Annotated in this window: 24 protein-coding genes; 19 read left to right on the forward strand and 5 right to left on the reverse strand. The window is 60.8% G+C overall.

Annotated elements, in window-relative coordinates:
- The first annotated feature begins 175 nt into the window (after nucleotides 1-175).
- Nucleotides 176-886 carry a transglutaminase-like cysteine peptidase gene (locus DSM104635_RS00870; RefSeq protein ID WP_228446013.1) on the forward strand — a complete coding sequence of 237 codons (711 nt, stop codon included), beginning with the start codon at nucleotides 176-178 and terminating at the stop codon, nucleotides 884-886.
- A gap of 682 nt (nucleotides 887-1,568) precedes the next feature.
- Here the strand turns inward: DSM104635_RS00870 and DSM104635_RS00875 are convergent.
- Nucleotides 1,569-2,942 carry an O-antigen ligase family protein gene (locus DSM104635_RS00875; protein ID WP_158764375.1) on the reverse strand — a complete coding sequence of 458 codons (1,374 nt, stop codon included), beginning with the start codon at nucleotides 2,940-2,942 and terminating at the stop codon, nucleotides 1,569-1,571.
- A gap of 102 nt (nucleotides 2,943-3,044) precedes the next feature.
- Here DSM104635_RS00875 and DSM104635_RS00880 point away from each other — a divergent pair, with 102 nt between their 5' ends.
- From DSM104635_RS00880 to DSM104635_RS00895, 4 genes are all read left to right on the forward strand, one after another.
- Complete coding sequence (locus tag DSM104635_RS00880; protein WP_158764376.1) at nucleotides 3,045-3,842, forward strand: metallophosphoesterase family protein; 798 nt, start codon at nucleotides 3,045-3,047, stop codon at nucleotides 3,840-3,842.
- 68 nt (nucleotides 3,843-3,910) lie between these two features.
- Nucleotides 3,911-4,483, forward strand: a complete 573-nt coding sequence (locus DSM104635_RS00885) for a polysaccharide biosynthesis/export family protein (RefSeq protein ID WP_158764377.1) — start codon at nucleotides 3,911-3,913, stop codon at nucleotides 4,481-4,483.
- Between the two features lie 93 nt (nucleotides 4,484-4,576).
- Nucleotides 4,577-5,932: an outer membrane beta-barrel protein gene (locus DSM104635_RS00890; RefSeq protein ID WP_158764378.1), complete on the forward strand. Its 1,356-nt coding sequence runs from the start codon at nucleotides 4,577-4,579 to the stop codon at nucleotides 5,930-5,932.
- Between the two features lie 20 nt (nucleotides 5,933-5,952).
- Nucleotides 5,953-8,190 carry an AAA family ATPase gene (locus DSM104635_RS00895; RefSeq protein WP_158764379.1) on the forward strand — a complete coding sequence of 746 codons (2,238 nt, stop codon included), beginning with the start codon at nucleotides 5,953-5,955 and terminating at the stop codon, nucleotides 8,188-8,190.
- Nucleotides 8,191-8,258: 68 nt separating this feature from the next.
- Here DSM104635_RS00895 and DSM104635_RS00900 read toward each other — a convergent pair whose 3' ends face one another.
- Complete coding sequence (locus DSM104635_RS00900) at nucleotides 8,259-8,747, reverse strand: hypothetical protein (RefSeq protein ID WP_228445786.1); 489 nt, start codon at nucleotides 8,745-8,747, stop codon at nucleotides 8,259-8,261.
- A gap of 256 nt (nucleotides 8,748-9,003) precedes the next feature.
- Nucleotides 9,004-10,374, reverse strand: coding sequence for an Hsp70 family protein (locus DSM104635_RS00905; RefSeq protein ID WP_158764381.1), 1,371 nt, complete (start codon nucleotides 10,372-10,374; stop codon nucleotides 9,004-9,006).
- A gap of 571 nt (nucleotides 10,375-10,945) precedes the next feature.
- Between DSM104635_RS00905 and DSM104635_RS00910 the strand changes: the two genes are divergently transcribed.
- A complete protein-coding gene (locus tag DSM104635_RS00910) occupies nucleotides 10,946-11,752 on the forward strand; it encodes a transglutaminase-like cysteine peptidase (protein WP_158764382.1) in 807 nt (268 codons plus the stop codon).
- 9 nt (nucleotides 11,753-11,761) lie between these two features.
- Here the strand turns inward: DSM104635_RS00910 and DSM104635_RS00915 are convergent, their stop codons facing one another.
- Complete coding sequence (locus DSM104635_RS00915; protein ID WP_158764383.1) at nucleotides 11,762-13,129, reverse strand: O-antigen ligase family protein; 1,368 nt, start codon at nucleotides 13,127-13,129, stop codon at nucleotides 11,762-11,764.
- Between the two features lie 138 nt (nucleotides 13,130-13,267).
- Here DSM104635_RS00915 and DSM104635_RS00920 point away from each other — a divergent pair, with 138 nt between their 5' ends.
- The 10 genes from DSM104635_RS00920 (at nucleotide 13,268) to DSM104635_RS00965 (ending at nucleotide 24,242) form a co-directional block, all read left to right on the forward strand.
- Nucleotides 13,268-13,852, forward strand: coding sequence for a polysaccharide biosynthesis/export family protein (locus DSM104635_RS00920; RefSeq protein ID WP_158764384.1), 585 nt, complete (start codon nucleotides 13,268-13,270; stop codon nucleotides 13,850-13,852).
- Nucleotides 13,853-13,979: 127 nt separating this feature from the next.
- Nucleotides 13,980-14,471, forward strand: coding sequence for a hypothetical protein (locus DSM104635_RS00925; RefSeq protein WP_158764385.1), 492 nt, complete (start codon nucleotides 13,980-13,982; stop codon nucleotides 14,469-14,471).
- An 87-nt stretch (nucleotides 14,472-14,558) separates the two neighbouring features.
- Nucleotides 14,559-15,806, forward strand: coding sequence for an outer membrane beta-barrel protein (locus tag DSM104635_RS00930; protein ID WP_158764386.1), 1,248 nt, complete (start codon nucleotides 14,559-14,561; stop codon nucleotides 15,804-15,806).
- 35 nt (nucleotides 15,807-15,841) lie between these two features.
- On the forward strand, nucleotides 15,842-18,079 hold the full coding sequence (locus DSM104635_RS00935) for a GumC family protein (protein WP_228445787.1): 2,238 nt from the start codon (nucleotides 15,842-15,844) through the stop codon (nucleotides 18,077-18,079).
- Between the two features lie 36 nt (nucleotides 18,080-18,115).
- Nucleotides 18,116-19,747: a lasso peptide biosynthesis B2 protein gene (locus tag DSM104635_RS00940; protein ID WP_158764388.1), complete on the forward strand. Its 1,632-nt coding sequence runs from the start codon at nucleotides 18,116-18,118 to the stop codon at nucleotides 19,745-19,747.
- Nucleotides 19,744-21,624: an asparagine synthase (glutamine-hydrolyzing) gene (gene asnB, locus DSM104635_RS00945; RefSeq protein ID WP_228446015.1), complete on the forward strand. Its 1,881-nt coding sequence runs from the start codon at nucleotides 19,744-19,746 to the stop codon at nucleotides 21,622-21,624. The genes DSM104635_RS00940 and asnB overlap by 4 nt, the downstream gene beginning before the upstream one ends.
- A gap of 185 nt (nucleotides 21,625-21,809) precedes the next feature.
- Nucleotides 21,810-21,968, forward strand: a complete 159-nt coding sequence (locus DSM104635_RS00950) for a hypothetical protein (RefSeq protein ID WP_158764390.1) — start codon at nucleotides 21,810-21,812, stop codon at nucleotides 21,966-21,968.
- A gap of 13 nt (nucleotides 21,969-21,981) precedes the next feature.
- A complete protein-coding gene (locus tag DSM104635_RS00955; protein WP_158764391.1) occupies nucleotides 21,982-23,100 on the forward strand; it encodes a 50S ribosomal protein L11 methyltransferase in 1,119 nt (372 codons plus the stop codon).
- A gap of 140 nt (nucleotides 23,101-23,240) precedes the next feature.
- Complete coding sequence (locus DSM104635_RS00960) at nucleotides 23,241-23,954, forward strand: phosphoenolpyruvate carboxykinase (ATP) (protein WP_158764392.1); 714 nt, start codon at nucleotides 23,241-23,243, stop codon at nucleotides 23,952-23,954.
- A 9-nt stretch (nucleotides 23,955-23,963) separates the two neighbouring features.
- Nucleotides 23,964-24,242, forward strand: a complete 279-nt coding sequence (locus DSM104635_RS00965; protein WP_228445788.1) for a PqqD family protein — start codon at nucleotides 23,964-23,966, stop codon at nucleotides 24,240-24,242.
- Between the two features lie 274 nt (nucleotides 24,243-24,516).
- On the opposite strand, the gene DSM104635_RS19830 is transcribed toward DSM104635_RS00965, so the two are convergent.
- Nucleotides 24,517-24,810 (reverse strand): hypothetical protein, encoded by a 294-nt coding sequence (locus DSM104635_RS19830; protein WP_228446085.1) that lies wholly within the window; start codon nucleotides 24,808-24,810, stop codon nucleotides 24,517-24,519.
- Here DSM104635_RS19830 and DSM104635_RS00970 point away from each other — a divergent pair.
- The 3 genes from DSM104635_RS00970 (at nucleotide 24,764) to DSM104635_RS00980 (ending at nucleotide 26,910) form a co-directional block, all read left to right on the forward strand.
- Entirely contained in the window at nucleotides 24,764-25,276 is a 513-nt protein-coding gene (locus DSM104635_RS00970; protein ID WP_521917274.1) for a sugar transferase, read from the forward strand. The two genes, DSM104635_RS19830 and DSM104635_RS00970, sit on opposite strands and share 47 nt — an antisense overlap.
- A gap of 73 nt (nucleotides 25,277-25,349) precedes the next feature.
- Nucleotides 25,350-25,847, forward strand: coding sequence for a transcription termination/antitermination protein NusG (gene nusG, locus DSM104635_RS00975; protein ID WP_158764395.1), 498 nt, complete (start codon nucleotides 25,350-25,352; stop codon nucleotides 25,845-25,847).
- A 79-nt stretch (nucleotides 25,848-25,926) separates the two neighbouring features.
- Entirely contained in the window at nucleotides 25,927-26,910 is a 984-nt protein-coding gene (locus DSM104635_RS00980; RefSeq protein WP_158764396.1) for an NAD-dependent epimerase/dehydratase family protein, read from the forward strand.
- The last annotated feature ends 33 nt before the right edge of the window (nucleotides 26,911-26,943 follow it).

Below are 26,943 nucleotides of genomic sequence, written 5' to 3' on the forward strand. Positions count from 1 at the left end.
GCCACCGCGTTAGGGCATGAGTGGAAATTGTTATCCGTGTTATCTTTACGGCGAATAAAGACTGTTTGGTTACAAGCAAGCCGTTAGCCCCCAGGGGCGGCGGACTTCGAGTTTGTCCAAGGTTTTGTTACTGGCGACGGCGTCCTGCCTGTCGATGCTCGGGTCGGGCTGCGCCATGCTGCGGCCGAGCGCAGATTTGGGTCCACCGCCGTCGGCAACTAATGTGAGGCTGCTTGCCGGGCCCGCCGTTCCGGCGCCATCGGGACTAGTCGCTTTCTGTGCGCGCGAACCCGAAGCCTGCTTGCAGTCCGACGACACATCCCGGCAAGCCACTCCGTCTAGGCTCTCGAATGCGAACCACGAAGCGCGCGAACACGAGATTCTGACACGGCGGCGGTGGCGACAATTGAACGAGGTTAGCCGCGACGTCAATCACACCATCGCCCCGGTGTCGGATCAAGACCAGTACGGCGTGCCGGATTATTGGACCGTGCCGGTCTCTGTGCGTGCTGGGTTGGCGGCCAGCGGGGACTGCGAGGATTATGCGCTGGAAAAAAGAGCGCGACTGATCGCTTTGGGTTGGTTGCCCCAATCGCTCGTGCTCGCCGTGGTGACGGCGCCAACGATTGGACGCCACGCCGTGCTGGTGGTTCAAACAGATCGCGGCGATCTTGTACTCGACAATTTGCATGATGAGCCGCGAGAGCTTGCCTCGCTGGGCTATCAATGGCTCTCGCGCCAGAGTGGACCGATCCTTCAATCATGGGCGAGCGCACGCGTTGAAGCGCCTGAGACTCTGATCTTGCACTCTCAATTAAATGCCGACAGCACGATCGCGCCGGCGTTCGTGACGCCGCCGACCCAGGCTTGGCGACTTCAGAATTAGAGGGTCGATTTCCCTGGCCAGGTCCGAGTCGCGGTTGTAAACCTGAGCTCGAACAGCCTATCGGGGGAACGGTTATGCGGCCTCAAATGCCAAAGTCCCGGCTTGCCCCGGTCTTCCTGGCGGCCGCGGTGTCGCTCGGATCCGTGCTTTTGGTGCAACTCGCGTTGGCTGACGGGATTGAACGGCGCCGGCCGCCTCCAGAGCGGGAGGCCAGTGTGGTTCCGGCATCGCCCGATGTTCCCTCGCTGCTCGGCGCCAACGAATTGCCGCCGAGCTTGGAGGGGCCTTGCTTGGATCGCGAGCAAGCTTTGTTGGCGATCCAGACCGCTAGTGCGGGGGTCCCCATGGAAACCGTCAACGCCGCCTTGGCGAATGTTTCGGGCACAGACCAGACGCCCCCGACGGACCCGGCCGCGGCGGATCTGTCAAATCGGCTCCGCGCCGATCTTGGATATGAGGCGGGCGGCGCTAATTGTGCGACCGTCCAGTCCGCGTTGAACGACGCGACGCAATTTGCGCAGATAACGTCTGACGAGCCCACGGGCGCTATCGGCCCGACAGGTGACGTTGGACGCCCAGGGCCTCTATCGCCGTCTTCGTCGCCTTTGGTTCCGGCGGGCTCGCCCGGCGGCGCCAATGGTTCTGGCTATTGCCATCTGAACGGCCACGGCTGCGGTCGGGGCTAAAACGATCCGTTCTGTTGGCGGTGCTGCCGTACGGCTGGGTTTGAGAACGCCCCAAGGCAGAAGGCGAAAAGCGCTGCGATCGCTGGGATCTGCAACGTAAAATCCATGACGCCGTGGACCAAGAACAACAACGACGCCCCGTAGAGGGCCGCGCTCCAGTGCGGGGCAGATTTGTCCATCACGGCGCTTTCGAGCGCACGCCAAAGCGGCGGCGCGACCATAAGCACAAAGAGCGCCAAGCCGATCACGCCTGTCTCCTCCAGCGCTTGAACGTAAATGTTGTGGGCCGCGCCCACGATCCTCAAGCTATCCCAATTGTCCGGCGTGATCGCCATGGCGTTCAGGTCGTGAAACGTGTTGAGCCCGTGGCCCAAAAGCGGCCTCGATAAAAACGCCTGCCAGTGCGGCGCAAGCAATTCCTGTCGCCCCTCCAACGCCGCACCCACATCGCCAAATCGGCCCAGCACCGGATCGGCGCCCATGGCGATAAACCAAAGCCCGAGCGCCCCCAACGCAAGCGCAGGCGCCAAGATGAGCGTCCGCCTTGCGCCGCTGGCGCGAAGCGCGAGCAGCCCCACAAATGCGCCAAATCCGATGCCGGTGGCTGCGAGCCCGCCGCGTGAGGCCGTCAACAACGCGCACGCAACGGCGAGGGCAAACGCAGCCGTAGCCAAGGGTGCGCGAAGCGAAGCCGCAACCCAATTCAAGGCGCGTGGCATGTGTCGTGGCGCTCTCTCAGGCCCATTCCGAGGACCGGCTTTGCCGATCACGCGCGCACAGGCGAATATCGCCAAAGCGCCGAACAAGGCGGCGGCGGCGTTTGCCGAGCCAATATGTGCGTCGAGCCTCGCGTCGGCTTGCCCCGCGAAGTACTGGCTAAGGGCATAGAGAGCGTAGACCACGGTCAACGCGCAGAGCCATGCGCTGACCACGGAGCGTGAGTGTCGCAAGCTCGCGAGCGCGCCCAGCACAAACGCTGTCAACGGCCCCAAAAAGGCGATCAACCCTTCGATTGTATTGGTCGGTGCAAGCGACATCGACGGACGCAACCACTGAAAGGCTGGGGCGAGCGGGTGGGCGAAACGGGCCGCCAGATCTGGAGATTGAAGCGGCGCCGCCGAGAGCGCCGCCAAGACGACAAAAGCGGTGGCGGCAGCAGCAGGCACGCGATTTGAGGCCAGAATTTGCCCCATGACACTTGAGGGGAGGGTCAAGATTGAGACAAACAGCGTGGCCAACAAAGCGCCAGACAAGAGCGCTGCCGCCGCAGGGGTGTTTGCCCCTTCCACCACCATCGCCGCCAGGATGATGACCAAAGTCGCCCCGCAAATCGGGTTTGCGTTGGACGCCAGGCGAACGATGCTGGTCATGAAGGCGTGTTTGACCTCAGGTTGAATTATAGCGACCGAACCGCGACATTAACGGGTCTAAGGTCTCGCGCCACATAGGACGGCGCAAATGTGGAACCAACCATGACGAGCGGCCCTCGCGGCAAGGCTAAGCGAAAGAAGGGTCTCGCCTCATTCGCGGAAGCACGCCTCGGGTTTGCGATCGGCGATGTGCATGGTCGCGCCGACCTTCTGGATCAGATGCTGCTCCGGATCGCACACGACGTCGCTGAGGCAAACAGTCAAAACGCCATCGTCATATTCATGGGCGACTATGTTGACCGGGGCCCCGACAGTGCTGAAGTCATCGCGCACCTTTTGAGCCAGCAGCCCCCGGGCATCGAGTGGCGCTTTTTGAAAGGCAACCACGAACAGTCGATGCTGAATTTTCTCGACGGGCCAACCATGAACCGCGGTTGGCTTGCGCATGGGGGGCTCGAAACGCTGGTCTCCTACGGGGTCTCGCCCTTGCCTTCGATAGGTTCAAGCGCGGAAGCCATTGTTCAGGCCCGCGATCAATTGAAGCAAAACATGCCGGCGTCGCACTTGGCGTTCTTGCAGTCGCTTGAGCGCTTCGTGATTGTTGGCGATTACCTGTTCGTGCATGCGGGCGTTGACACAAGCCTGCCGATCGAGCGTCAGCGCGACGACGACTTATTTTGGGTGCGCGGAAAGTTCTTGAACGACACCCGCGCCTTTAGCCACGTTGTCGTGCACGGCCATACGCCAGTGACGACGCCCTATCGAGATCATCGCCGCATTTGCGTTGATACCGGCGCCTACGCCACGGGTCGGCTGTGTGCAGCGCGGTTTTTCGGCGATTCAGTGACGTTTTTGATCGAAGAACGCGTCAAGATGGCGTCTCCAAGCGGCGGCGATTAGAACAACGCTGTTGAGTAGTGGCGCGGGCCACGTGTAATCTCCAAGCTTGACGATGGAGGAGGAAGCCGATGTGGGCCAATTCGGTGCGGCGGTTGTTCGCCTGCGCGTTGGTTCTGCTCTGCGCCGCTTGCGCTTCAGACGCAGGACCGGTCAGGCAGACAGCGACAGGGGCAACGCCGGTTGCTGAATATCGGCTTGGCCCCGGCGACAAAGTCCGTGTCAACGTCTTTGGCGAGGCCGACCTTTCGGGCGAATTCGTCGTCAGTCCGACCGGAAACGTTTCTTATCCGCTTGTTGGCGAGGTGCCGGCGTCGGGTCAAACGGTTCCCGAGTTTACCTTGACACTGACCGAGGTGCTTCGAAACGGCTATGTTCGCGAACCTCTGATCTCGGTCGAGGTCGTCAATTATCGCCCCTATTATATCATGGGCGAGGTGGGTTCGCCGGGAACCTTTCCCTTTACTGGCGCGCTCACGGTGATGAACGCCGTCGCTACGGCGGGAGGCTTTACGTATCGAGCCGACACACGGCGGGTGTACATCAAGCACGCGGACGCCGAGAACGAAGAGCTCGTGCCTCTGACCAGCACCACCTTGGTGCAGCCGGGCGACACCATCCGTATTCCGGAACGCAGGTTCTAACCGCCTCAACGCTCTGCTGACCCGGTCTTCCAAGACGACGCGGTCAACCCCAGCGTTAATTCTCGCGATAATAATGGCACACGCACGCGGAACTTGGCTGCCTCGGGTTGTTGCTTAAGCGCATCTTTTGGTACCCAATACCAAAGGTTAACGGCGGGGGCCAAAATGCCTAAATGTGGTGTTGGGGCGGTGGCAAGCGTACTTGCTGCGATCTTCATGATTGGCGACGTGCGAGCGCAACCTCAGGTAGAGGATGGCGGAACGGACTATTTTCGACGTGATGGAAATCCGAGCGTTCGCGACCGGCAAGTGGAGCGATCGGCCGAACTCGGATGGCGCCTCGGCGGATTTTGGTTGAAACCGCAAGTGTCGCTGGATCTCGGCTATAGCGACAACGTCGCCGCCAGCGAAACCGATCCAGAAGCCAGCACGGTCTACCAGGCCGATGTCCGCATTGATCTTGAATCCAATTGGGGTCGACACGAACTCCACGGCTCGCTCGACATTCCGACAGTGAACTATACCTCCGACTTTTCGGCAACGGACGTCATTGCCGAACTCGGCGGCCGTCTCGATATCGATCGCGGCCTTAGCGTCAATGGCGGCGCGAGCTACGGGCGACGGACAGAACCGTACTCGTTTCTCCCGAGCGGAGTCGAACTTAGCGACCCGCTCGAGTACGACACGACCGGCGCATATGTGGGGTTTGCACAGACCTTCAATCGAGTTCGCCTGGCCGGTCGCGCGAGCATGCTTGAAAGAGATTTTCACGACGGCGAATTGACCAACGGGTTGCCATTTGAGGTCGACGACCGCGATGTGACGCAAGTCAGCTATGGCTTGCGCGCCGATTACGCGATGACGGCGCGTACGTCCCTGTTTGTGTCGGCCGAGGCAAACACACGCGAGCACGACCTCGTTCCGCCGGCGGTGCTCGTGAACAAAGATAGCGAGGGCTACGAGGTTCTCGTCGGCGCCAATTTTGACCTGACGCACCTGATGAGCGGGGAACTGGGCGTTGGCTATTACGCACAATCGTTTGACGAACCAGGCGTCGAAGAACAAACAGGTTTCGCTGCGCGTGGTCAGATCGAGTGGTATCCCGACGAATTAGTGACCGTTACCGTGGGCGTCGAACGCGCCGTAAGCGAGGCGTTTGCAGTGGGCGCGAGAAGCCTTGTCAACACCGACGCCAACATCGGCATCGATTACGAATACCGCCGCAATATCATTTTGAGCGTCGCATCGGGGTACAGCTTCGAGGAGTACGGCGAGATTGACCGCCAAGACAGGCGATGGACCGTCTACGCCGGCGGCGAATACGAATTCAATCGCTTCACATCGTTTAACGCGCGCATCGGCCATGGCGAGCAAGAGTCTGAAGGTGCCGACTTCGGTCGGAGCTACGAAGAGAACGTTGCCTCCATTGGCGTCAGGTTGCGGCGCTAGGAACGGTTGATAGAGGCGACATGGACACATCCTCACCGAGAGCCGATTACGACGCCGCCGCAGAGCGTACGGAAGTGTCGGGTGATGACCAGCGCAAACAATTGTGGGGGCTGTTTGGCGTATTGCGCCGGCGCTGGTTCATCATGGCGCCGGCAGCCTTTATCGTCTTTGCGATTTCGTATGCGGGTGAGGCGCTCAGCCCCAGAATCTATACCGCCGCAGCGACTGTGTTGATCAATCCGGGACGCGAGCAGGTCATTGCCAATGACGAGCTGGTGACGCAGTCCTCGCCGAGTTGGGTCCAGACCCAATCGGAAATTCAAGTCATGGCCTCGCCCGCTTTGATGCGCAGGGCGGTGGAAAGCCTGCGGCTTGAGGAAGATCCAGAATGGAACGGGGCGCTGCGCCCGCCAAGCGGCATCGATGCGACGTTGGCGCCCTTGATGCGGGCGTTGGGACGGCCCACGCGAACCCCCCGACCAGTCGCTGACGACGAAAGGGAAGGCCTCAGAGACAGCATTGCGCGCGCGCTCACACGCGCGGTCAGTGTCGAGCGCCTGGAAGAAAGTTACGTCATCGCCATTTCGGTGGAATCGCGGAGCCCGCGTCGGGCCGCCGAAATCGCCAACGCGCTGGCCCAAGCCTATTTGGATTCCAAGGTCGAGGCCCAGTTCGCCACCACGGAGCGCGCCAACCAATGGCTGATGCAAAGAGTGCAAGACCTTGCACTGGAGGTTCAGGAAAAGGAGCGAGCCGCTGAGGTCTACAGACGAAGCGAAGGGCTCGCCGGCGGGACGGGCGGAGGCGCTCAGGCCCAATCCCCAGAAGTGCAGACGATGCTGGTGGCCGCCCGCGCCGAACTCTCCGAGAAGGAGGCGCGGCTGCGTCAAGTCGAGTCGTTGCTGCGTGAGGGCGGCTCAGCCGACCTGATCGCTGGCGCCGCGAACTCGCCGCTCATCACTGAACTTCGGTCCCGCGAGGCGGAGCTACTTCGAAGACAGGCCGAACTCGAACAACGCTATGGCCATTTGCACCCACAGGTTCGGAATGGCGCCGTCGAAATCGAAAACCTACGGGTGCGGATCGAGGCCGAGATCGCGCGGATTACAACGAGCCTCCGTAATGAAGTGGAAGTGACGCGGCGCCGGCTCAGCTCGCTGGAGGGCAACTTTGGCGCGATGTCTGGCACTTTGAGCGGCGATGACGAGGCGGTCGTGCATTATCGTCAATTGCTGAGGGAAGCAGACGCAGCGCGTTCGGTGCATCAATCCTACCTGCTGCGTCTTCAAGAGGTGCAGGGGCAACGGTCACTTGCGGTGACGACGGCGCAAATCGTTTCCAACGCAGTGGCGCCGGGCTTTCCTTCAAGCCCCAATTTGAGCGCGGCGTTCAGGCAAGCGTTGCTGCTCGCGTTGGTGTTGGGAGTGGGTCTGGGTTTGGTCGTTGAATACCTCGACAACACGGTGTCGACGACTGAGGAGGTTGAACGCAAACTTGGCGCTGTCGCGATTGCGTCGGTGCCGCGTTTAGGCTCGTCCGACTATCGCGGGCTTAGCCCGGAGCAGCGACACCCCGCGGGGTATCTTGTTGCCAAGCCTATGTCTGGCTTTGCGGAGGCGTTTCGCGTCATGCGCACGTCGGTGCTGCATGGTCGCATCGACCAACGCACCCGGGTGTTGGCGATTACCTCGGCGCTGCCCGATGAGGGCAAGACCACCGTCTCGCTCTGTCTTGGTCGAATTGCTGCTTTATCAGGTGAGCGGGCGCTTGTGATCGATTGCGACATTCGCCGCCAATCGCTGGCTGAAGTGCTGGGGATTGTTCCAGGGCCCGGGCTGATGGAAGTGCTTTTGGGCAACCTCAGCTGGCGCGGCGCGATCAAACAAGACAGCGAAACCGGCGCCCATTTCTTGGTTGGAGCCCCGGCTCCGTTCACGCCGGTAGACGTCTTCTCGTCGCAAGCTATGCACCACCTTATTGCTGACCTGCGCACGCACTACGATTTGATCGTCCTCGATTGCGCGCCGGTGTTAGCCGTGGCCGATACCCGCATTGCCGCGGCGCATGCCGACGCGGCCATGTTGGTGGTGCGTTCGGAGAAGACGCCAACTTCGGCGGCGCGCACGGCGATCAACGAATTGCGCAAATCCGACATCCTCGTCCATGGCGTGGTCGTCAATCAGCTGCGACCCGCGCATCAGTCGAGGGCGGACTCGCTTTATTATGGCTACGCGCGGAAGAAATATTACACCGCCTGAGCGGCTGTGTTGGCCGATGCGAGAGCCCAGTTCGTATCGGTGATGTCGCGGGTCGGCGGCGGCTGCAATCAGTCAGAGCTAAGCGTGCGCATCAGTGTCTGGAAGAGTTCGTCTGGCGGCAGGAACGACAGGCAGCGCGCCGCTTCGCTCCGCGATGCGCCGCCGTCCAGATAAGCCTCGATCCGCGCATCATTTGGCGTCAGCAGATTTCGTCGTTGCGCCAGTTGCAGCCTGGCGCATGCCGGCTCTGGCTCGACCATCAAGGCCACGCTCCAAGACCGCTCAAGGCATAGGTCGATGTCGCAGACGGAATTGCCGTAACCGCGTTCGGCCAAAGCCGCGAGTCGGATCCAGGCGTTTGGCTGTACCGGGGCCAGGCGGACGGTGTGGGTCGCCCAGCGTGCGCTTTGCTCAAATAAACTCGCGTCGCCGAGCGTTTCGGCCTTCAGAAAAATAACCGCCGAAAGCGCTTCGGCGGCGCCGGCGTGCCATCGCGTCGGTAGCGCCCAACTTTGCTTGAGACCGAGCTCGGCGCGTTCCAAGAGGCGCTGACGCACAACGGGAGAGTCGGTCCTGCTTGCGCTGACCGTAAGCGCAGTGGCGGATTCTGCGGCGAAGCTCGCCTCAAAAACAAAAGCGGCCAGCGCCAAAAGCGGCGCCAGGAGCGCCAAACAAATGAGCCTCAATCCCATGGCGGGTAAAGCTCGCCGTCCGCGTCAGGTTCGTCAAGCCGTGGCCCGATGGCGTGGGTCGGGTTCAGCACCGCTGGGCGGCGCGCTTCCGCTCGATCGCGAATACGACGCGAAGGCGTTTTCAAGCGAGCGCCGCAGCGTTCGCTGGTTCATCGGCAAGATGCGCCAAGGCGCCGCCCAATGAAATCGCCACTTGGGGGAAGGCGTCTTGCAAGAAGGGGTCGTATCCTCTGGGCAAATACCAGTTCACGCCAAAGGTCTCGATTTCGATCTTCAGACCCTCGCCGCCCCGTGCGCCCGCGGCATTGGCGACCTCGGTTAGGAATTTCAAATTCGCGCCGCCGCCGGCCAGAAGAATGGTGAGCTTGCTTTCTCCGGCAAGTTTGGCTCGCTCAGCGACGGCGCGAACGCTTGCCGCACAAATCTCGGCGAAGGCGCGGCAGAACGCCTTGAAGGCAGGAGCGCGAGTCAGCTCTCCAAGCATCAAGGTGCGCACCTTGCCGTCATGCTCGAAAGCGCACTTGCCGTTCAGGAATAGGTCGCGCTTGAGTTTACGTGCGGAGAGCCGAAGCGAGCGCCAGAGCTGTTCTTCGGAGAGACCTCGGCGCGGTCTGCTCTTGGCCAAGGCGAGATTGACCAAAACCTCATCGATCTCATTGCCGGCGAGCCCACACGACTGGCGTGCGCGAACCACCTCTGAAAGGGCTTGCCCGTCACCGCCCTCGAGACGCTCGAATCCCGCCAGGTCGGTCGTGCCCGCACCCATATCGACCACCAGGACGAACCGTTGCGGCGCGCGCGAAAACGCAGCATAGGCCGCCGCCGCGGCGTGGGCTTCAAAGACGCTGGCTTCCAATTGTCCGATGCCCAGGGTCTGTTCGCCCTTGTCCAAGGCGTCCTTTGCCTGCGCAATCGAAACCCCGTCTGGAGCGATCAGTCTTTCTCCTAACCGCACTGAGACAATGGCGGCCTCGTCGAAGAGGCGCGACATGGTTCGATCGGCTTCATCGCGCATGCGCCAGATCGGGCTGGTGTAGCGTCGCGCCGCGTCGGCCGCGGATGGGGGGAGCGTCGCATCTCCCTTGATGACGGCGCGGACCAATTGGTCGAGGTGGGCTAGGTAGAGAACCAAGGTGTCGCGCTGACGCAAAGTGCTGGTCGGATCAACCGATGGCGGGATTTTTTGCGCGAGCGCGGGTTCGAGATCGCGCGCGGCTAATATCGTCTTGAAAGACAAAATTGGATCGCGATTGACACTCGCGGCCCGCTGGGCGCGTTCGAGCGCCACGGGACCGATGAGGATGCGGCCCTCATCGACAAACATCACCGAGGGCGTCAAAAACGGGTGGTCTGCGCGAGAAATTGCCCCGATCGCGAGCGGAAGGACCGCTTCGCGCGCCGGCAGCGCGCCGCCCAAATAGAGGCTGGCTTTGGAGAACGCGGTGCCAAAATCCAGGCATAGCCTTGGCTGTCCGCTGTGGTCTGATGACATTTAAGCGCGCTTCCTCTCGACTCTTGGCGGCGCGGGGGCAGTTGCCGTTCAACTATGTCAGGAACCTGAGGATTGGAAAGCGAGCTCTCCGACCTCATTTGAGCACGCCACTCGTGCGCCGCGATAATGTCCGCCCACCGCAATTGGGGTTTAGTTGAAGGCGCACTCAGGATTTGTTCAAAGGCGCGTTCAGTTCAGAAACGCTGAGGCGAGCCAAATAATCACGTCCGCGTGCCGCTCCTCCAGTAGCGCCAGACGCAACGCGAGAGCATGGGCTGGCTAGGTCGAATGCCCGGGCGCAGCCGGTGGCCTGGATTTGATTTCGCGAAAACGTCGCGCGACTGATATTCGTTATCGTCAAGTAATCATCTTATGGTTATCGCATAATTTGCCATGTGTTTTGCCCAAGAACTAAATGTCTCAGGTTTAAGTTTGACCCTGCGCTGGTGGCGTTGGGATATTTGCTTTGCGTATTCTTGCATTGTGCTTGATGGCGGCGGCTTGCGCCAGTCCAGGCGTTCAGCCCCTAACCCGGGTTGGGCAGCCCGCGCGCTTGCTTGCGGGCGCACAGATGCCGGCGCCCCTGGGGGCCTTAGATTATTGCGCGCGGCTGCCCGCTGATTGCGGCCAGATCGATCAGGACGATCTGCTTACGCGCAATGGCGTTGTCGGCGCGCCGTCTCTTCCGCCTTCCTCGAACCGGCGCGACGCACTCCAAGCGTCAGCGTTCCGCGCCATGATGGCGGCTCGCTTTGCGCCCCCTCAAAGTCATCTGGGTTCGACGCGAATGGAAATGTCGCTGACGGACGTGCGCTGGGAGGAGCTGCGTCAGGTTAATCGCACGATCAACCGCAGCATTCGCCCCGCCACCGATCTCACCACTTATGGCGTCGAGGAGTACTGGAATAGACCCCTGGTCGCGAGCGATCGGGGCGCTAGAGGCGATTGCGACGACTACGCTTTAGAGAAGCGAGCGCGCTTGATCGCACTGGGTTGGACGCCGGACATGGTCGCCTTAGCAATCGCGATGGCGCCGCGCGTGGGCTTGCACGCCGTCTTGATTGTGCAAACCAACCACGGAGACTTTGTGTTGGATAATCTCGCCGACGAGCCGCGAGCGCTGTCGCAGCTCCGTTATGGCTGGATTTCGCGCCAGTCCGGCTCTGGTTTGATAACATGGGCCGCCGCTTATCGGTCTGATGTGACAACCCAGCGGCCACGGGCGGTCCAATTGGTTGACGCAAGTCCAGAGGATGCATTTCACCGAATGATGGGTGAGCGATTGAGCGCGCGCGGGGCGACGGCGTTTGCACCGGGGCAAACGCCGGTGTCTGAGCCCGCAGCGATCGCTGCTGACATCGCCCGCGGGCGACGCTAGGGCCCAACCTTAAACGGAGTGGCCGACGCGCCGCTGCGCGCGACCAACAGCTGCGCCCACCAGAAAAGCAAACAACGCTGCAAGGGCTGGCACCTGTAAGCCAAAGTCGACCAGACCATGCAAGAGCACCAGCGCCGACGTGGCCAAGGCGATGGCTGCCCATTCCAAGCCAGAACCACCGCCGGCGATACGTGTGAAGGCGCGCGACAATGGCGTGGCTAACATGAGCGCAAAAAGGGCAAAGCCGATTAGGCCGGTTTCCTCTAACACCTGGACATAAATATTATGCGCGGACCCAGCGATCCGTAGCGAAGACCAATTCTCTGGCGTGGCCGCGAGCGCGTTGATTTCGTGATACGTGTTGAGCCCGTGGCCGATAAGCGGACGCTCTAGAAATGCCTGCCAATGCGCCTTGGCCAACATCTCGCGTCCCTCGAAATCCTCCGAGGCCAACGCGAAGCGTTCGACCGTACGCTCACCTCCGCGAACGAACAGCACGACGAACAAGATCACCAATGCGAGGAGCGGAGCGACGAGCGCGCTGCTGCGCGCGTAGGTTTGCTTTAGCCTTTGGCTCGCAAACGCAATGACGAAGAGGATAAAGGCCACTCCGGTCGCGATCAGTCCGCCGCGCGATGCTGTCAGCAGCAGGCAAGTGGTTGCAAGCAAGACAGCGGCCAGTGAGAGCGGCGTGCGCACTAAAAATTCCGCCCACGACCACGAGGCGGGCAGGCCATGGCGCTGATCTGCTTGGCCGAGGCGCCCGCGTGCGCCGCGGACGATCAGTCCGGCGCCTACCAGCGTCAACACGCCAAACAGCGTCGCCGCCGCGTTGGCCGAACTTATGCCGACATCAAGTCGGCCTCCCGAATGTCCATCATTCGAAAAGAATCCGTACAAGGCGATAAGGGCGTAGAGGATTGTGAGCGCGACGACCCAGCGTCCTACCCAGTCGCGAGCGTTGGGATCGGGCGCCACCAACGCGCCCAACAGGAAAGCCGCGGCGGGCCCCAACAATGCCACGGCGCCTTCAAGCGTGCGAAAGGGCGACAACGAAAGCGGCGCGTTGGCGACGGGGGCCCAGTGCGGAGAGCTCTGCAAACCGAGCGGAAGGCCCGGCGCGGTCATTGCCATCGCCCAGGCCAAAAAGACCAACAGAGCAAGTATCGAAAGCCTATTTGCGCTCAACACACTGGCGAGATCGCGCCGCGGAGCGCCCGCGACCCCAATCATCAAAGCTACCAAGAGCACAGCCGCCATGAGGCTGGCGCGCACGGCGCTGTTGGCGCCTTCGGCGAGAAGCGCGGTGAAAAGGATGACGAGCACGCCAAGCGCGCCGACATTGATCTCTTGCAGGCGGCGAATGAGCGCGTCCATGGAATGGATATCCCCCAGCGCCACACTATCCATCTGGCGGCGCTTTCGTCGAGACGCGCACCCGAGGCTGTGTGGTTGCATCACTTGGCGAACCGGCGTGCTCACTGCTAAACTCGCCAAGTGAGAGGGGATGGGTTTATGGGTTGGCTAAAGGATTTGCGCCGATCTTTGATCGGATTGGCGATGGTGGCGTTGTGCGCGGCGTGCGGATCGTCGAGCGGCGGCGTGGACCCGAGCACCGCTATTTCGCTTCAACAGCCGAGCCTCGCAGAGTATCGGTTGGGGCCAAGCGACCGGTTGCGCATCAGCGTCTTCGGCGAGCCCGATCTCACAGGCGAGTTTGTGGTCTCGGCTGGTGGGATGGTGTCATACCCACTGATCGGAGACCATCCAGCCACGGGCAAGACGGTCGCGGAATTCAGCGAAAGTCTACGCACGGCTCTCACCCGCTATGTGTTGCAGCCAAACATCAGCGTCGAGGTGATGAACTACAGGCCGTTCTTCATCCTGGGCGAAGTCCGAACGCCAGGGACCTATCCTTATTCCGCCGGGCTGACGGTCATGAGCGCTGTCGCCACGGCCGGGGGGTTTGGCTACCGAGCCGACACCTCGCGGGTGTTCATCAAGCATCCGGACGAGAGCATCGAGCGGACGTATAGGCTCACCAGCACCACGCCGGTCTTACCCGGCGACACCGTCCGTATTCGCCAGCGGCGTTTCTAGCGGTGTGTAACTTCGGGTTGGACGGGCGCTTGTCCACGAATGTTAGCGCTCAGGTCGATTAATTACTCGACTGTTTCAACCTGCGCGCTTAATTCTGGGGGCAAGAGCAAATTCTGGAGGGGCTTCCATGTTAGCGCGCGCCATTTTCGCGGCCTTCGCGGTGTTCAGTTTGGGCGTAGCACCGAACGCTGGCGCTCAGACCGGCGAGGCACAAGACCAAGCGGCTGCTGTTACAGGCTTGGCCCGGACCGTCTTGGACGAAATTACAACAACGCCGTCGGGCGACAAAGACGCCGTCCTGGAGGCGATCAATCGAGCCACGCGCGGCGTGGACTTGGCCGTTATCACGGAAGCGGTTTGCCAGTTACGCGATCGGCGTGAACTGCCGCAGATTGTAGGCGCTGACCCGGGCGGCCAAGCGCGGGCGCGATTGACGCTGGGCCGGCCAGAAGTGAGCGAAGCGTTGGGCGAGACTTGCGAGATCGCACGCTTGGCGCTTGCGTCTTCCTTTGGCGCGACTGGAGGCTTGGGAAGCAATGGCCGGGGCCGGGCCTTTGGCCTTGCTACCGCAGCGGGCTCGCCAGGTGGCGGTGGCGGCAGCGGCTACGTCAACGATTAAATTTGTGCGGCGCGCGCCGACGCAAGCGTGCGTCGGCGACGGTGCGGGGTTGCACCGGCGAAGCCTGCGCGGCGGCTAAGGTGGGGCATGAAAAAAGTCGAGATCAATTTGCCAGTGATGGCGGCGGCGCTTGGTTGGAGCTTCAGCGCTGGCGCTCAAGACGATAACGTCAGCGTGCGCGGGCGCCCAAAGCCTGAGTATGACGCCTCCGGCATCAGCGTCGGCACCTTCAAGCTTTATCCTGAAATGACGCTGAGCGCAGAGTACGACGACAACATCTTCGCAACGCAGACCGATCCCCAGGAAGACCTCGTCTTCAATGTCTCGCCGAGCCTCACTTTGGCGTCGCAATGGAGTGTTCACGAGCTCAACCTGGCGCTGACAGCGCACTCGCGTTCCTATAACGAGTTTAGTCAAAACGACACGACCGACTACGGAATCGCCGCCAACGGCCGACTTGATGTGTTGCGTGACCTCCGCGTGCAGGGCGGGGCGAGCTACGGCGAGGCGACAGAGCCGCTGTCGCGTTCTCCAACGTCCTTGCCGCTCGCAGAGCCGATCAAATACACAAACACCTCAGCCAATCTTGAGTTGGTCAAGGAATTCAGCACGGTGCGCGTCTCGACGGGAGCGAGATACTCGGCCGCCGATTACGAAGATGGCGTGCTGTTTGATTTGTCGCCGGTTGACCAGGATGACCGCGACCGCACCGTCTTGGGGGCGACGTTGCGTGTCGATGTCGCGGTCAGTCCCGCCACTTCGCTTTTTGCCTCCGTGTCGGGCAACCAACGCGAATACGATCGCGAACCGCCGGATGTGCTCGTGAACCGGAATTCTGAGGGTTATGAAGCGCTGGTAGGCGCCAGTTTCGAGGTGACGAGCGCCGTCAGCGGCGAGATCGGTGTTGGGTATTTGAACCAGACTTATGAGGATCCCGCCGTAGGCGAGACCTCCGGCCTCGCGGTTCGCGCCGACCTGCAATGGAATCCCGATGACCTCGTCACGGTGAGCTTGAGCGCCGCGCGCGAAGTCGCCGACGCCGGCGCTGAGGGTGCGGCGAGCTATGTCGCCAACAATATAAATGTGGGCCTGGATTACGAGTGGCGGCGCAACGTGGTGCTTAGCGTTAATGCCGGTTACAGCGTCGATGACTATAACGGCGTCGACCGCGAAGACACGCGTTGGGATGGCCGCGTGAGGGCCGAATATCTGGCGAACAGCGGCGTCGCGTTCTACGTCGAGGCAGGCCATTACGAGCAACGCTCTGAGGGACTGCAGTTGGGAAGAGAATATGATGTCGATCGCGCTACGGTCGGGATAAGGCTGCGCCGCTAGCGCGGCGAAGTCTCATTGGGCCTGCAATCATGAACATGATCTCGATCACAAGGGGCGCAGAAGACTTTCGCGAGCAATCGGTCGGACCAGAGGAAGATCAAGGCGCGCAAATCAAGCGTGTCTACGGCGTGTTTATGCGGCGCTGGCGCGTCATGCTGGCGGTTGCGGTCGTGGTTTATGCAGCCGTCGTCGCAAACACGATGCTCAGCCCCAAAATTTATACAGCCACAGCATTGATCATGGTGAATCCGGCCGGTCAGCAGGTGCTCTCGCAAGATCAAACCATCAACACAGGGCCCTCCTACGAGGATGCGGCGGTCGAGTCGGAAATCGAAGTGCTGACTTCGATTGCGTTGAGCGCCCGGCTGGTTGAGGCGATGCAACTGGAACGGGATCCCGAATGGAATGGCGCGCTGCGTCCTCCAGGACCAGTGGCGTCGGCGCTGGCGCCCATCAGGGCGCTGATTTCAAATGACGGCGCAGACGTTGAGCCGCGGGTTCGCGACATCGAGGCAGAGCGCGAAGGCATAGCAGCAGCGTTCAACGGCGCCCTGTCGGTAAAACGAAGGGGCTTCAGCTACGCCATCGAGCTTTCGCTCGACTCGCGCAACCCGCGCCGCGCCGCCGAGCTGCTCAACCGATTAACCGAAGTCTATCTGCAAATGCAGACTGAAGCCCGATTTGAGGCCTCGCAGCGCGCCAACGATTGGTTGTCACACCGGCTCGAAGAGTTGCGCCAAGAGGTGCAAGCCAAGGAGCAAGCGGCCGAGACCTTCAGGAGCCAAAACGGATTGTCGTTAGCCGCTGGCGGCGGCGCTAACCAAACGCCGCAATCGGCGGAAGTGCAGACCATGATGGTCTCCGCGCGCGCGGACCTGGCTGAAAAAGATGCGCGTTTGCGGCAAGTACGGCGTTTGCTAGAAACCGGCGGCTCGGCGGAATCGCTTGCGACGACACTAAATTCGCCGGTCGTGGGAGAACTTAGATCCCGCGAGACGGATTTGGCGCAGCGCGTCGCCGAGTTGCGGCAGCGTTATTCCGCCGAGCACCCCACCATACTTGCCGCCGAAAGCGAACTCGAAAATGTGCGCCAGCGGATCCAACTCGAAGTTAGCCGCATCACCGCGAGCCTGCAAAACGAAGTGGAAATTGCGCGCGCGCGTTTGAATACATTGCAGGGGAGTTTCGGCGGCGTCGCCGGCTCTAACGATGACGACAATGGCGCTGTCATCCACTACCGGGAATTGCTGCGTGACGCTACGGCGGCGCGGTCCGTACATGAAAGCTTCCTACAACGCTTCCACGAGGTCGCCGATCAGGGCGATTTGCCAATCGCCACCTCGCGCATCCTGTCCGCTGCGCGGACACCGGGCGCGCCGAGCAAGCCCAACCTGTCACGTGCCATGCTGGTGGCCTTAGTGTTTGCAGGCATGTGCGGCGCCGGTATTGGCTTTCTGATCGAGATGCTCGACGCGTCGATTGCCAGCGCCGAGGACGCAGAACGCAAACTCAATGTCGCAGCGATCGCTTCGGTGCCGGTGTTAAGACCACGCGATCTCTCCGGAATTGCTCCACATCGCCGCAAGCCTGCCGATTATTTGGTGGACAAACCCGCCTCGGGGTTCGCCGAAGCGTTCCGCGTGCTGAAGACCTCGCTCATGCATGCGCGCGTGGATCGTCGGCTGAAAGTGTTGGCCGTCACGTCTGCGGTGCCAGCCGAGGGCAAAACCACGGTTTCGCTTTGCCTTGCGCGGATCGCCGCGATGTCGGGCCAACGTGTCATCTTGGTCGATTGCGACTTGCGCCGGCACTCCTTGAGCGAAGCGGTCGGCGTCAGTCCAAGCCTTGGTCTGCTCGACGTGCTGTCAGGCGGGAGCGATTGGCGGGGCGCCGCGGTGCAAGACCCCGAGAGTGCAGCGCAATTATTGGCGGTGTTGCCCTCCAGGTTTAATCCCCGAGACGTGTTCGACTCGGTGGCGATGGAGCAGTTGCTGGACGATTTGCGCGCCCATTTCGATCTTGTCGTTCTCGATTGCCCGCCAGTGTTGGCGGTTGCGGAGACGCGCACCGTGGCCAAACTCGCGGATCTGACCTTGATGGTGGTGCGCAGCGACAAGACGCCGACAACGGCGGCGCGAATGGCGATCCGGGAAATCTCGCAGGCAGGGGCCGACATTGGTGGCGTGGCGCTGAATTGGGTGAACCCGCGGCGCCGCGGCGGCTATGGCGATACGCTTTATTACAGTTACGCGAGCAGCTATTATCACAGCTGACGGGTAACGTTTGGTTTGTGAGGGCGAGGCCGTTTATTGCGGCTCCGTTGGGTCTTCGCGTTGACGCCCGAAGCACTGGACGATCTGATAAGCGCGGTCCTTCGCAAGGAGGACGTCTCGTGGCTGTGCGCGGTTCAACCCGAAATCGACGCGGCATTTGTTCGGCGTGCGAGCGACCATGGCGTTGTGCCGTTGCTGAACGAGCGCTTGGCTGGACGCTCCGATTGGCCAGCTTCAATCAAAGCGGCGCTTCGTCATGAGACCTTGGCTCAGGCCATGTGGGAATTGCGCCATCATCAGGTGTTGACGTTGCTGTTTCAGGCGTTCGCCGGTCGCGGCGTCGAGCCGGTGGTCTTTAAGGGCGCAGCACTGGCCTACGACCTCTACGCCAACCCAGTTTTGAGGACACGCGGGGACGCCGACATCATCGTCGCCTCAGAGGACCTCGAGGATTGTCGTGACACGCTCCGGTCGCAAGGGTTTCGCCTCGATCCGGCGTTACCCGGAGAGTTTGTGAGCCATCAGGAGAGTTGGACGCTGCTCGGCCCCGATGGGGACACGCATTCAATCGACCTCCACCGCAGGATCAACAATTCGGAAGTGTTGTCTTCGCTTTTTAGCTACGCCGAACTTCGCGGCGTTGCCTGCCCAATTCCAAAATTTTGTGTTGGCGCCATGAGGGCAAGTCGCGTGCACGCGCTGCTTATCGCTTGCATGCATCGGCTGACCCATAGGCATGCGCCGTATTATTCCGACGGGGTTGCCCTTTATGGCGGCGACCGGTTGATCTGGGTTTATGACTTTCACGTGCTTGCAAGTGCTCTCACGGGCGCTGAGTGGGCTGAACTCGTCTCAATCGCGCGGGAAAAAGGGCTGGCCTCTGTGTGTTTGGAAGCGCTGCATCTATCGGAAGCACGCTTCAATACCAATTTTCCCGAGCACGTTCGCGCTCAGTTGTCGCGCCCCGGCGCCGATGAACGCGCGTCGGTCTATTTGAGGAGTTCGTCGGCGCAACAGTTACAGTTGGATTTTTTTGCGCTCAGAGGTGTTGGAGCGAAGCTCCAGTTCGTTCGAGAAGTCACGCTGCCGCCTCCGGACTACATGCGCTCGAAGTATGCCGGCGCCTCGTTTTCATTGCTGCCCTGGCTTTATGTGCGCCGTGTGATCGAAGGCGCGGGCAAACGGCTCTTGGGTCCAAGGTCGCTCGATCGCGCCGCGCGCCCAACACATAAAAGGCGCATCGTGCTATGGGGAGAATTGGCCTGGTGGGAGCGCTTGCTGCTTGCGCGCCTTGTAGTGCTGCTGGCCTTGATCGGCACGAGCTTGCGCGTGATCGGATATAGCAAAACCCGCGCTTCGCTTGAACGCCTTTCTTCACCGCACTCAGACACACTCAATAGCGATGCGACGAATGCGGAGGCAATCGGGCGAATCGCCCGCCTGGTGAGCATTGCCGCCAATCATGGTCTTTATCGTGCAAAGTGTCTGCCCCAATCGCTGGCGCTTTGGTGGCTGTTGCGGCGCCGCGGAACGCGGGCGGAATTAAGGTTCGGCGTGCGTCGCGAACGCGACGAACTCGATGCGCATGCCTGGGTCGAGTTCGATGGCGTGGTGTTGAACGGCGATGCGCGAGCGACGGAGCGCTTTGCGGTGCTCGAAACCTCGTGAGCGGCATCGCGGGCATTATCCGTTTTGACGGGGGACCGGCTGAGCCCGCGCTGGTGGAGCAAATGACGAGCGCCATGGCTCATCGTGGCCCTGATGGCGTCCATCATTGGTTCAACGGGTCGGTTGGGTTGGGTCAGTGCATGCTGCGCACGACGCCGGAATCTCTTGCCGAGAGCCAGCCGCTCGCCAACGAGGACGAAAGCGTCGTCCTCGTCATGGACGGTCGGGTCGATAATTGTCAGGAACTGCGGCAGGATTTGCTGAGCCGGGGCCTCCGGTTACGCGACGTGTCGGACGCGGAGCTGGTTCTCAGAGCTTACGAGTTCTGGGGCGAGGGGTGCCTCTCTCGAATTGAAGGGGATTTCGCGCTCGTTATCTGGAACGCGAAAAAGCAGCGGGCGTTCTGCGCGCGAGACAGGCTGGGCAACAAGCCCTTTTATTATCATCGCGCTGTCGGCGGATTTTATTTCGCGTCGGAATGCCATGCGCTGCTCGCCCTGCCGGGCGTGCCTGACAGGTTGAACGAAGGCATGGTCGCGGAGTTTCTGACGGGGCGATGGTGCTCTATGGACGAGACGTTTTGGTTGGACGTTGCCAAGCTCCAGGCCTCTTACGCTATTGTCGTCGATCAATTGGGCCTCCGCCTCGACAAATATTGGTCGCCAGATCTTCAAGCCTGCTTGGCCTACAAAGATGAGCGGCAATATGTCGAACACTACCGTCAGCTCTTGACCACAATCGTGCGGCGCATGTGTCGTTCGGCGGCGCCTGTTGCGTGCGAAGTAAGTGGGGGATTGGATTCGTCTGCTATTTACGCGGTTGCCGAACGTCTGCGTCAAGACGGCAAGCTTCCTGCGCCAGCGCTCGACGGCTATACGTTGGACTTCGCGCACGACGCGGCTGCCAACGAGCTTACGTACGCGCGTTCTGTCGCATCGCACCTTGGCCGCGAGGTCCGCGAGATCCCACCATCGCGTATGGAGTTTTCATGGTTCCAGGAGAGAGCCACTCGCTACAGGGAGTTTCCGTCGTATCCAAATGGCGCGATGGGTCTTGGCATAAGAGAAGCGGCGCGGACGCGGGGCAGCCGCGTCTTGCTCGTCGGCGTCGGTGGCGATGAATGGCTTGGTGGCAGCCGGAGTTATTATGCCGAAGCGCTTGCTGAAGGATCACTTCGCAACCTTTGCACGGCTCTCGTTGCAGATACCCGGCATGCGGGTTTTCACGTGAGCCTGTGGTGGTTGTTGCGGCACGGGCTCTATCCGCTGCTGCCCAGCGCTGCTCGAGATTGTCTGCGTGACATGATCGATCCCGTCGACAGGCGCAGAGAAGCCTGGCTGGCGCCAAGGATGACCAAATTGCTGGCGGAACGTCGTGCGCTGGTTGGCATCGCTCCAGACGCCAAGGCTCGGCGCGTTGGACAGCGGGAAATGGCGCTCACGTTGTCGGGCGCCTTTTCCAAACACGCGCTGGAGCTTGAGGAGCGCATGGCATCGGAAGTCGGGATCGAATTGCGGCGCCCTTTCTTCGACGCGAACTTGATCGAGTTCTGTTTCGCGCTTCCGAGACGCCTTCAGCTTCAAGGCGGTTCGGACAAATATCTACACCGCCGAGCAATGGCCGACCTGCTGCCGCAACAGGTGGTCGAGCGGCAAGGCAAGGCTGAGTTCAGCGTGATGTTTCGATCGTATCGCGCCGACGTCAGCCGCGAGATGCGCCAAATGCGCACCGAGGAGACCAGAAGCTGGCTCAGCGAGAAGGCGATGGCGGGCGCCTTGGGGAAATATGGCGATGACCGCAACTCATCTTGGACGGACTGGCAGGTTTGGGCGCTGCTCGCGTGCGAGGCTGTTTCCCGGAGCGGCAAGCACACCTAGTCCGAAAATCAGTACAAACGACCTACCGGACGGACCGCGCGAGACACTAGAGGCTTTCGCCGGTAGGCGCGCCAAGCTCGCGGCCATGCCCATACGTTGACCCGCGAACGACTTTTCAGCTATAAAATTAGCGGTTGATGGCTGCGGTAATCTAGCCAAATTGTTTGGAAGGCAGGGGCGCTAATATGAAGAACCAAACACACAATGACCCCGCGAACGCGCCTCCAGCCAAAAAGCCCTATGTTCGTCCAGAGTTGCGCACGTTCGGCGCTTTGCACAAATTGACGCAAGGCTCAATGAGCGCTGGCAACGACGGTGCGGGCGGCATGACGGCGATGATGTAATCCGGCTCGCGCGATGCTCAGTGAGCACCTGGGCTATTTGCAAGACCGTCGCCGTCTCGCACGCTTTAAAGAGGCGATTGCGAGTGTGGTGCAACGCGGCGACCGGGTCGCTGATCTGGGATGCGGGTCTGGCCTTCTGGGGATGATGTGTCTGCAGGCCGGCGCCACACACGCATATGAGATCGAATCCGAGCCAATAATCATTGCCGCGCGCCAAAGCTTTGAACGCGCGGGGCTCGCCGACAGAGCGACGTTTCTGCGGACGAGGTCGTTTGTCGCCGAACTTCCCGAGCCCGTGGACCTAGCGATATGCGACCATGTTGGCTATTTCGGTGTCGATTACGGCATATTGGAATTGCTGCGCGACGCGCGAGACAGACTGTTGAAACCCGGCGGTAGATTGGCGCCGGCGGGTTTGAAACTCTACCTCGGCGCCGTTCAATCGCCCACGTGCCGCGACAGCGTAGACGCGTGGAGCAACCCGGAGATTCCGTCGGAGTTCCGTTGGCTTGGCCAGCACAACATCAACACCAAGCATTCGGCGAAGCTGGAGCCCGACCACCTGCTGAGTGCGCCCGTCGAGTTGTGCTATTTGGATTTTTATCAGGATCAGCCCGACTTTTTTTCCTGGACGGCTGAATTGCGAATTTCGAGAGATGGCGTTTTCCATGGGCTCGCAGGTTGGTTCGACTGCAAGCTTGCTGATGATGTGTGGATGACAAATTCGCCGCTATCGGATGAGGCGATCGACCGTCAGCAAGCATTTTTCCCGATCAGCGAGCCGGTCGAGGTGAGGGCCGGCGCGTTGGTGACGGCAAAGGTCAGGACGCGGCCCGACGATCACATGATCGCTTGGACCGTGGAATTTCCGGCGACAGGTCGCACGTTCAAGCATTCGACGCTGGACGGCATGGTGTTGGATGCGGGTGACTTGATGCATGGGCTACCAGAGCGAGTGCCGCTCTTGAGCCCGGAGGGGCGGGCGCGCGTTACCGTGCTCAGTTATTGCGACGGCCGCAGAACGGCGCGCGAGGTGGAACAGGCAGTGCTTGCTGAGCATCCGATGCTGTTGCCGTCCAAACGCGAGATTTCCAGGTTTGTTGCGAGCGTACTCAGCAAAGACGCAACCTAATGGATGATTTCCTCAAGCGTCCGGCGGTTGCGCAGCCGCCGATGCAAGGCGCTCCATTTCATACTTGGTCATTTGATGATGGTGCGCTTTGGACGGCGTTTTATCGGATCGAGGGCGGTTATCTTCTGCGCTTTCCAAGCTTGGCGGACTTCCAGATTTGCCGGCAGGGCGGCCAAGTGATTTGCACGCCCGCCCCGGACGCCTCCGAGGCTGATATCGAGCATCTCTATCTCAACCAAGTCTTGCCGCTGGTGTTGAGCGCGCTGGGCACGCCCGTGTTTCACGCCAGTGCGGTTGAGCTGTGCGGAGGTGCGGTTGCTTTCGTTGCGACGACGGGGCGGGGTAAGTCCACTTTGGCCGCGGCCTTTACGGTTGCTGGCAACAGACTGATGACGGACGACAGTCTCATTCTAAGCGAGAGGGACGGTCAGTACGATGTCATTCCTAGTCACCCGTCCATCCGACTGTGGGAAGACAGCCTAGGCGCCATTTTGCCGACCGGGCTCCAGCCGACCCCGAGCTTAAGCTTCACGAGCAAGTCGCGGTTCAATGCCGGTGGCCAGATTCCTTATGGCGATCAGCCGCGCCGGTTTCTTGGCGCGTACTTTCTGGGGGAGGCGATCTGTGAGGAGATCTTGCTCCACCAACTGAGCGAGGCGGAAGCCCTGCGCGAATGGACCAAACATTCATTCTTGCTGGACGTCCAAGACCGGGACAATCTGCGCGAGCATTTCGATCGGGTGTCGACGCTCGCCGCCGCCGTGCCGTGCTTTCGTTTGGACTATCCGCGGCGGTTCGCGGAGCTGGAACGCGTTCGCGATGCGGTCAGTGAAAAAACAGCGGCGCTGGTTTGAGCCATGGATATGAGCATTCGATACGAGATCTCTGACCAGGTCATCTCGCGCGAAGTTGGCGAGGAGGCAGTCATCCTCGACTTGGAGTCGGGCACATATTTTGGTCTGGCGACGACCGGCGCACGCATCTGGCAACTCATCGGGCAGGGTAAAACCCTTCAAGAAATTTGCGACCTTGTTGCAGGCGAATACGAAGTCTCGCGCGCTGAACTCCTCCATGATCTCATTGCATTGGCTCAGGATTTGACCGCGCGCGGCGTCATTCGCGCGCGCCCAAGCAACGCGTGACTTTACCTATCCGTGCCCGCGCGCTTCGTGGACGTAGGCGCGTGCGCTAACTCCTCGTTTGAATGAGTTCACGGGCGGTGTGCGAGCGCGCTCGGCGCTGCAAGGGCCACGTTGTCGGCAGGCCACATGACCGGCGCTCTCGCTCTGGACGCGAATTGGCCGTTGCTCTGTGTTAGTATTTCGTTAACATCCCAATTAGCGCTGGTGTTCCATTTATGTTCTCATAACATTTTGGGACGCCGTGGGGGTGCAGAATGGACGCTGCTGCAAGACGTCACGATGAGGCGTGGGCGAGCCCTACGCCGGCCGATGCAGGCTCTTGCGGCATCGCGGAATCGAGCGAATTGGGAAAGCTGACCGCTGAGCCGGTTGCCATTGCGCTGGCCATTTCAAGCGCGCCGTTCATTTCACCGGTCGACCATGTGGCCCGGCGAACCCCAGCCGAAGCCAAGCCAAAGGCGCCCTTGTTTCGGGCGATCAAACGGTGCCTCGACATTGTGATTGCAGCGTTGGGCTTGTTCATGCTTTCGCCGATAATGGCGATGATCTGGACCGCGGTGATCAGCACAAGTCGCGGTCCTGCGATCCATCATTCGTCCCGCGTCGGTCGCCACGGCCGCATCTTTCTAATGCCGAAATTTCGAACCATGAATTCGGATGCGCCAGTGTGTGCACGCGAAGCATTGCAGGGCAGCGAGCAGCGCATTACTCGCGTCGGAAAATTTCTTCGGCGCACGGGACTCGATGAGTTGCCTCAACTCCTCTGCGTTCTGAGTGGCGAAATGAGTCTCATAGGACCCAGGCCCTTGCTCGCAGATGATCCCGGCGCAAGCGAACGGACGAAATTTCCGGGCGCGCTCGAAGTCAGACCTGGCATTAGCGGTCTGGCTCAAGTCAGTGGCCGCAACTCAGTTCCGGCGCGCCGCAAAGCGCGGCTTGACGCCTTCTACGCGCGTGCAAACTCGCTGGGGTTCGAACTCGTTCTACTTGTTCGAACCATCGGCGTCATCATCAGCGGCAAAGGGTTTATGTGACGCTCGTACATGCATCCCGCATTTGGCCGCCCGCGAAGGCGCCCCCCGCCACGGCGCGGAGTTAGGGGCAACCGTGGCCAGACACTGGTACGTTGCTCGCGCAAAAACAGGCAAGGAAGACTTGGCCGCGGTCAATCTTCGCCGCCAGGGCTTTGAAGTTTTTCTGCCCTGTTCTTATCGAACCATTCGACACGCTCGAAAGATCACGACGATACGCGCGGCGTTTTTCCCGGGCTATCTATTCGTTGCAATCGATGTCGAACATGAGCGTTGGCGCTCGATCGACGGGACGATCGGTGTCATGGGGCTGATCAAGGCCAATGATCGCCCGTTGGCGACCCCGGCTGGTTTGGTGCAAACGCTGATCGCCGCCAGTGGCGCCGATGGCATGCTCGACTTGTCGCGTTCGCTGAGGCCAGGAGCTGCGGCGCGCGTGATTGGCGGTCCTTTCGCCGATCAGCTCGCCATCGTCGAGCGAATGACCGGGCCTGATCGCGTGCGTGTGTTGTTGTCGATCATGAACCAGACCGTGCCGGTCGAAGTGGAACGTGGTGCGCTTGCGGCGATCTGATGGTCAGCAATTGTGATGAGGCGCCAACACTTGGCGCGTCGGCAAAGACAAGAGAGTTTGGGAGGGGAAGGTGCAAACGGTGAAAGCGGCTCTTGTCTGCGGGGCCGGGGGATTCATCGGAAACCACTTGGTGAAGCGCCTGAAGCGCGAGGGGTTCTGGGTCCGCGGTGTTGATCTCAAATTCCCCGAATACGCCGACACCGAAGCAGACGATTTTGTCGTAGGAGACCTTCGCGATCCATCATTTGTGCGCGACGTGATCGACCGGAAATTTGACGAAACATATCAGCTCGCCGCGGATATGGGCGGCGCTGGGTTCATCTTCAGCGGCGAAAACGACGCCGCGATTATGCATAATTCGGCGACGATCAACCTCAACATTCTCGATGCTGCGTATAAGCGCAACAACAAGCGGATCTTTTATTCGTCGTCGGCGTGTATGTATCCCGCCCACAATCAGGACGATCCGGATAATCCAAACTGCCGGGAAGACAGCGCTTATCCGGCGGCGCCCGATAGCGAATACGGTTGGGAGAAACTCTTCTCAGAGCGGCTCTATCTCTCTTACGCACGCTGCCGCGGCATGGATGTGCGCGTTGCGCGCTACCACAATATCTTTGGGCCGGAAGGCACGTGGGATGGCGGTCGCGAGAAGGCGCCGGCGGCCTTGTGCCGCAAGATCGCGCTCGCTAATAACGGCGACGCCATTGACGTGTGGGGCGACGGGCAGCAGACGCGCTCATTCCTTTATGTCGACGATTGCCTTGAAGGGACAGTTCGGCTGACCCGCTCTGATTTCCAGGGACCCGTGAACATCGGCTCTGACGAGATGGTCAGCATAAATGGCCTGGTTGATATGATCGCCGACATTGCCGGCAAGACCGTCAAACGCAACAACGTCCCTGGCCCACTGGGCGTGAGAGGGCGCAATTCACACAACGCGCTGATCCAAGAGAAGCTTGGGTGGGCACCGTCGCGCCCTCTGCTGCGGGGCCTCGAAATCACCTACGAGTGGATCGAGCGCCAAGTCCACTCAAATGTCGCGATGAATCTGGCGGAATGAGCGAACGAAGCGCTCGTCGAACTTCGCCCAATC

It is taken from the genome of Terricaulis silvestris, from assembly GCF_009792355.1.
Classification (GTDB): domain Bacteria; phylum Pseudomonadota; class Alphaproteobacteria; order Caulobacterales; family Aquidulcibacteraceae; genus Vitreimonas; species Vitreimonas silvestris.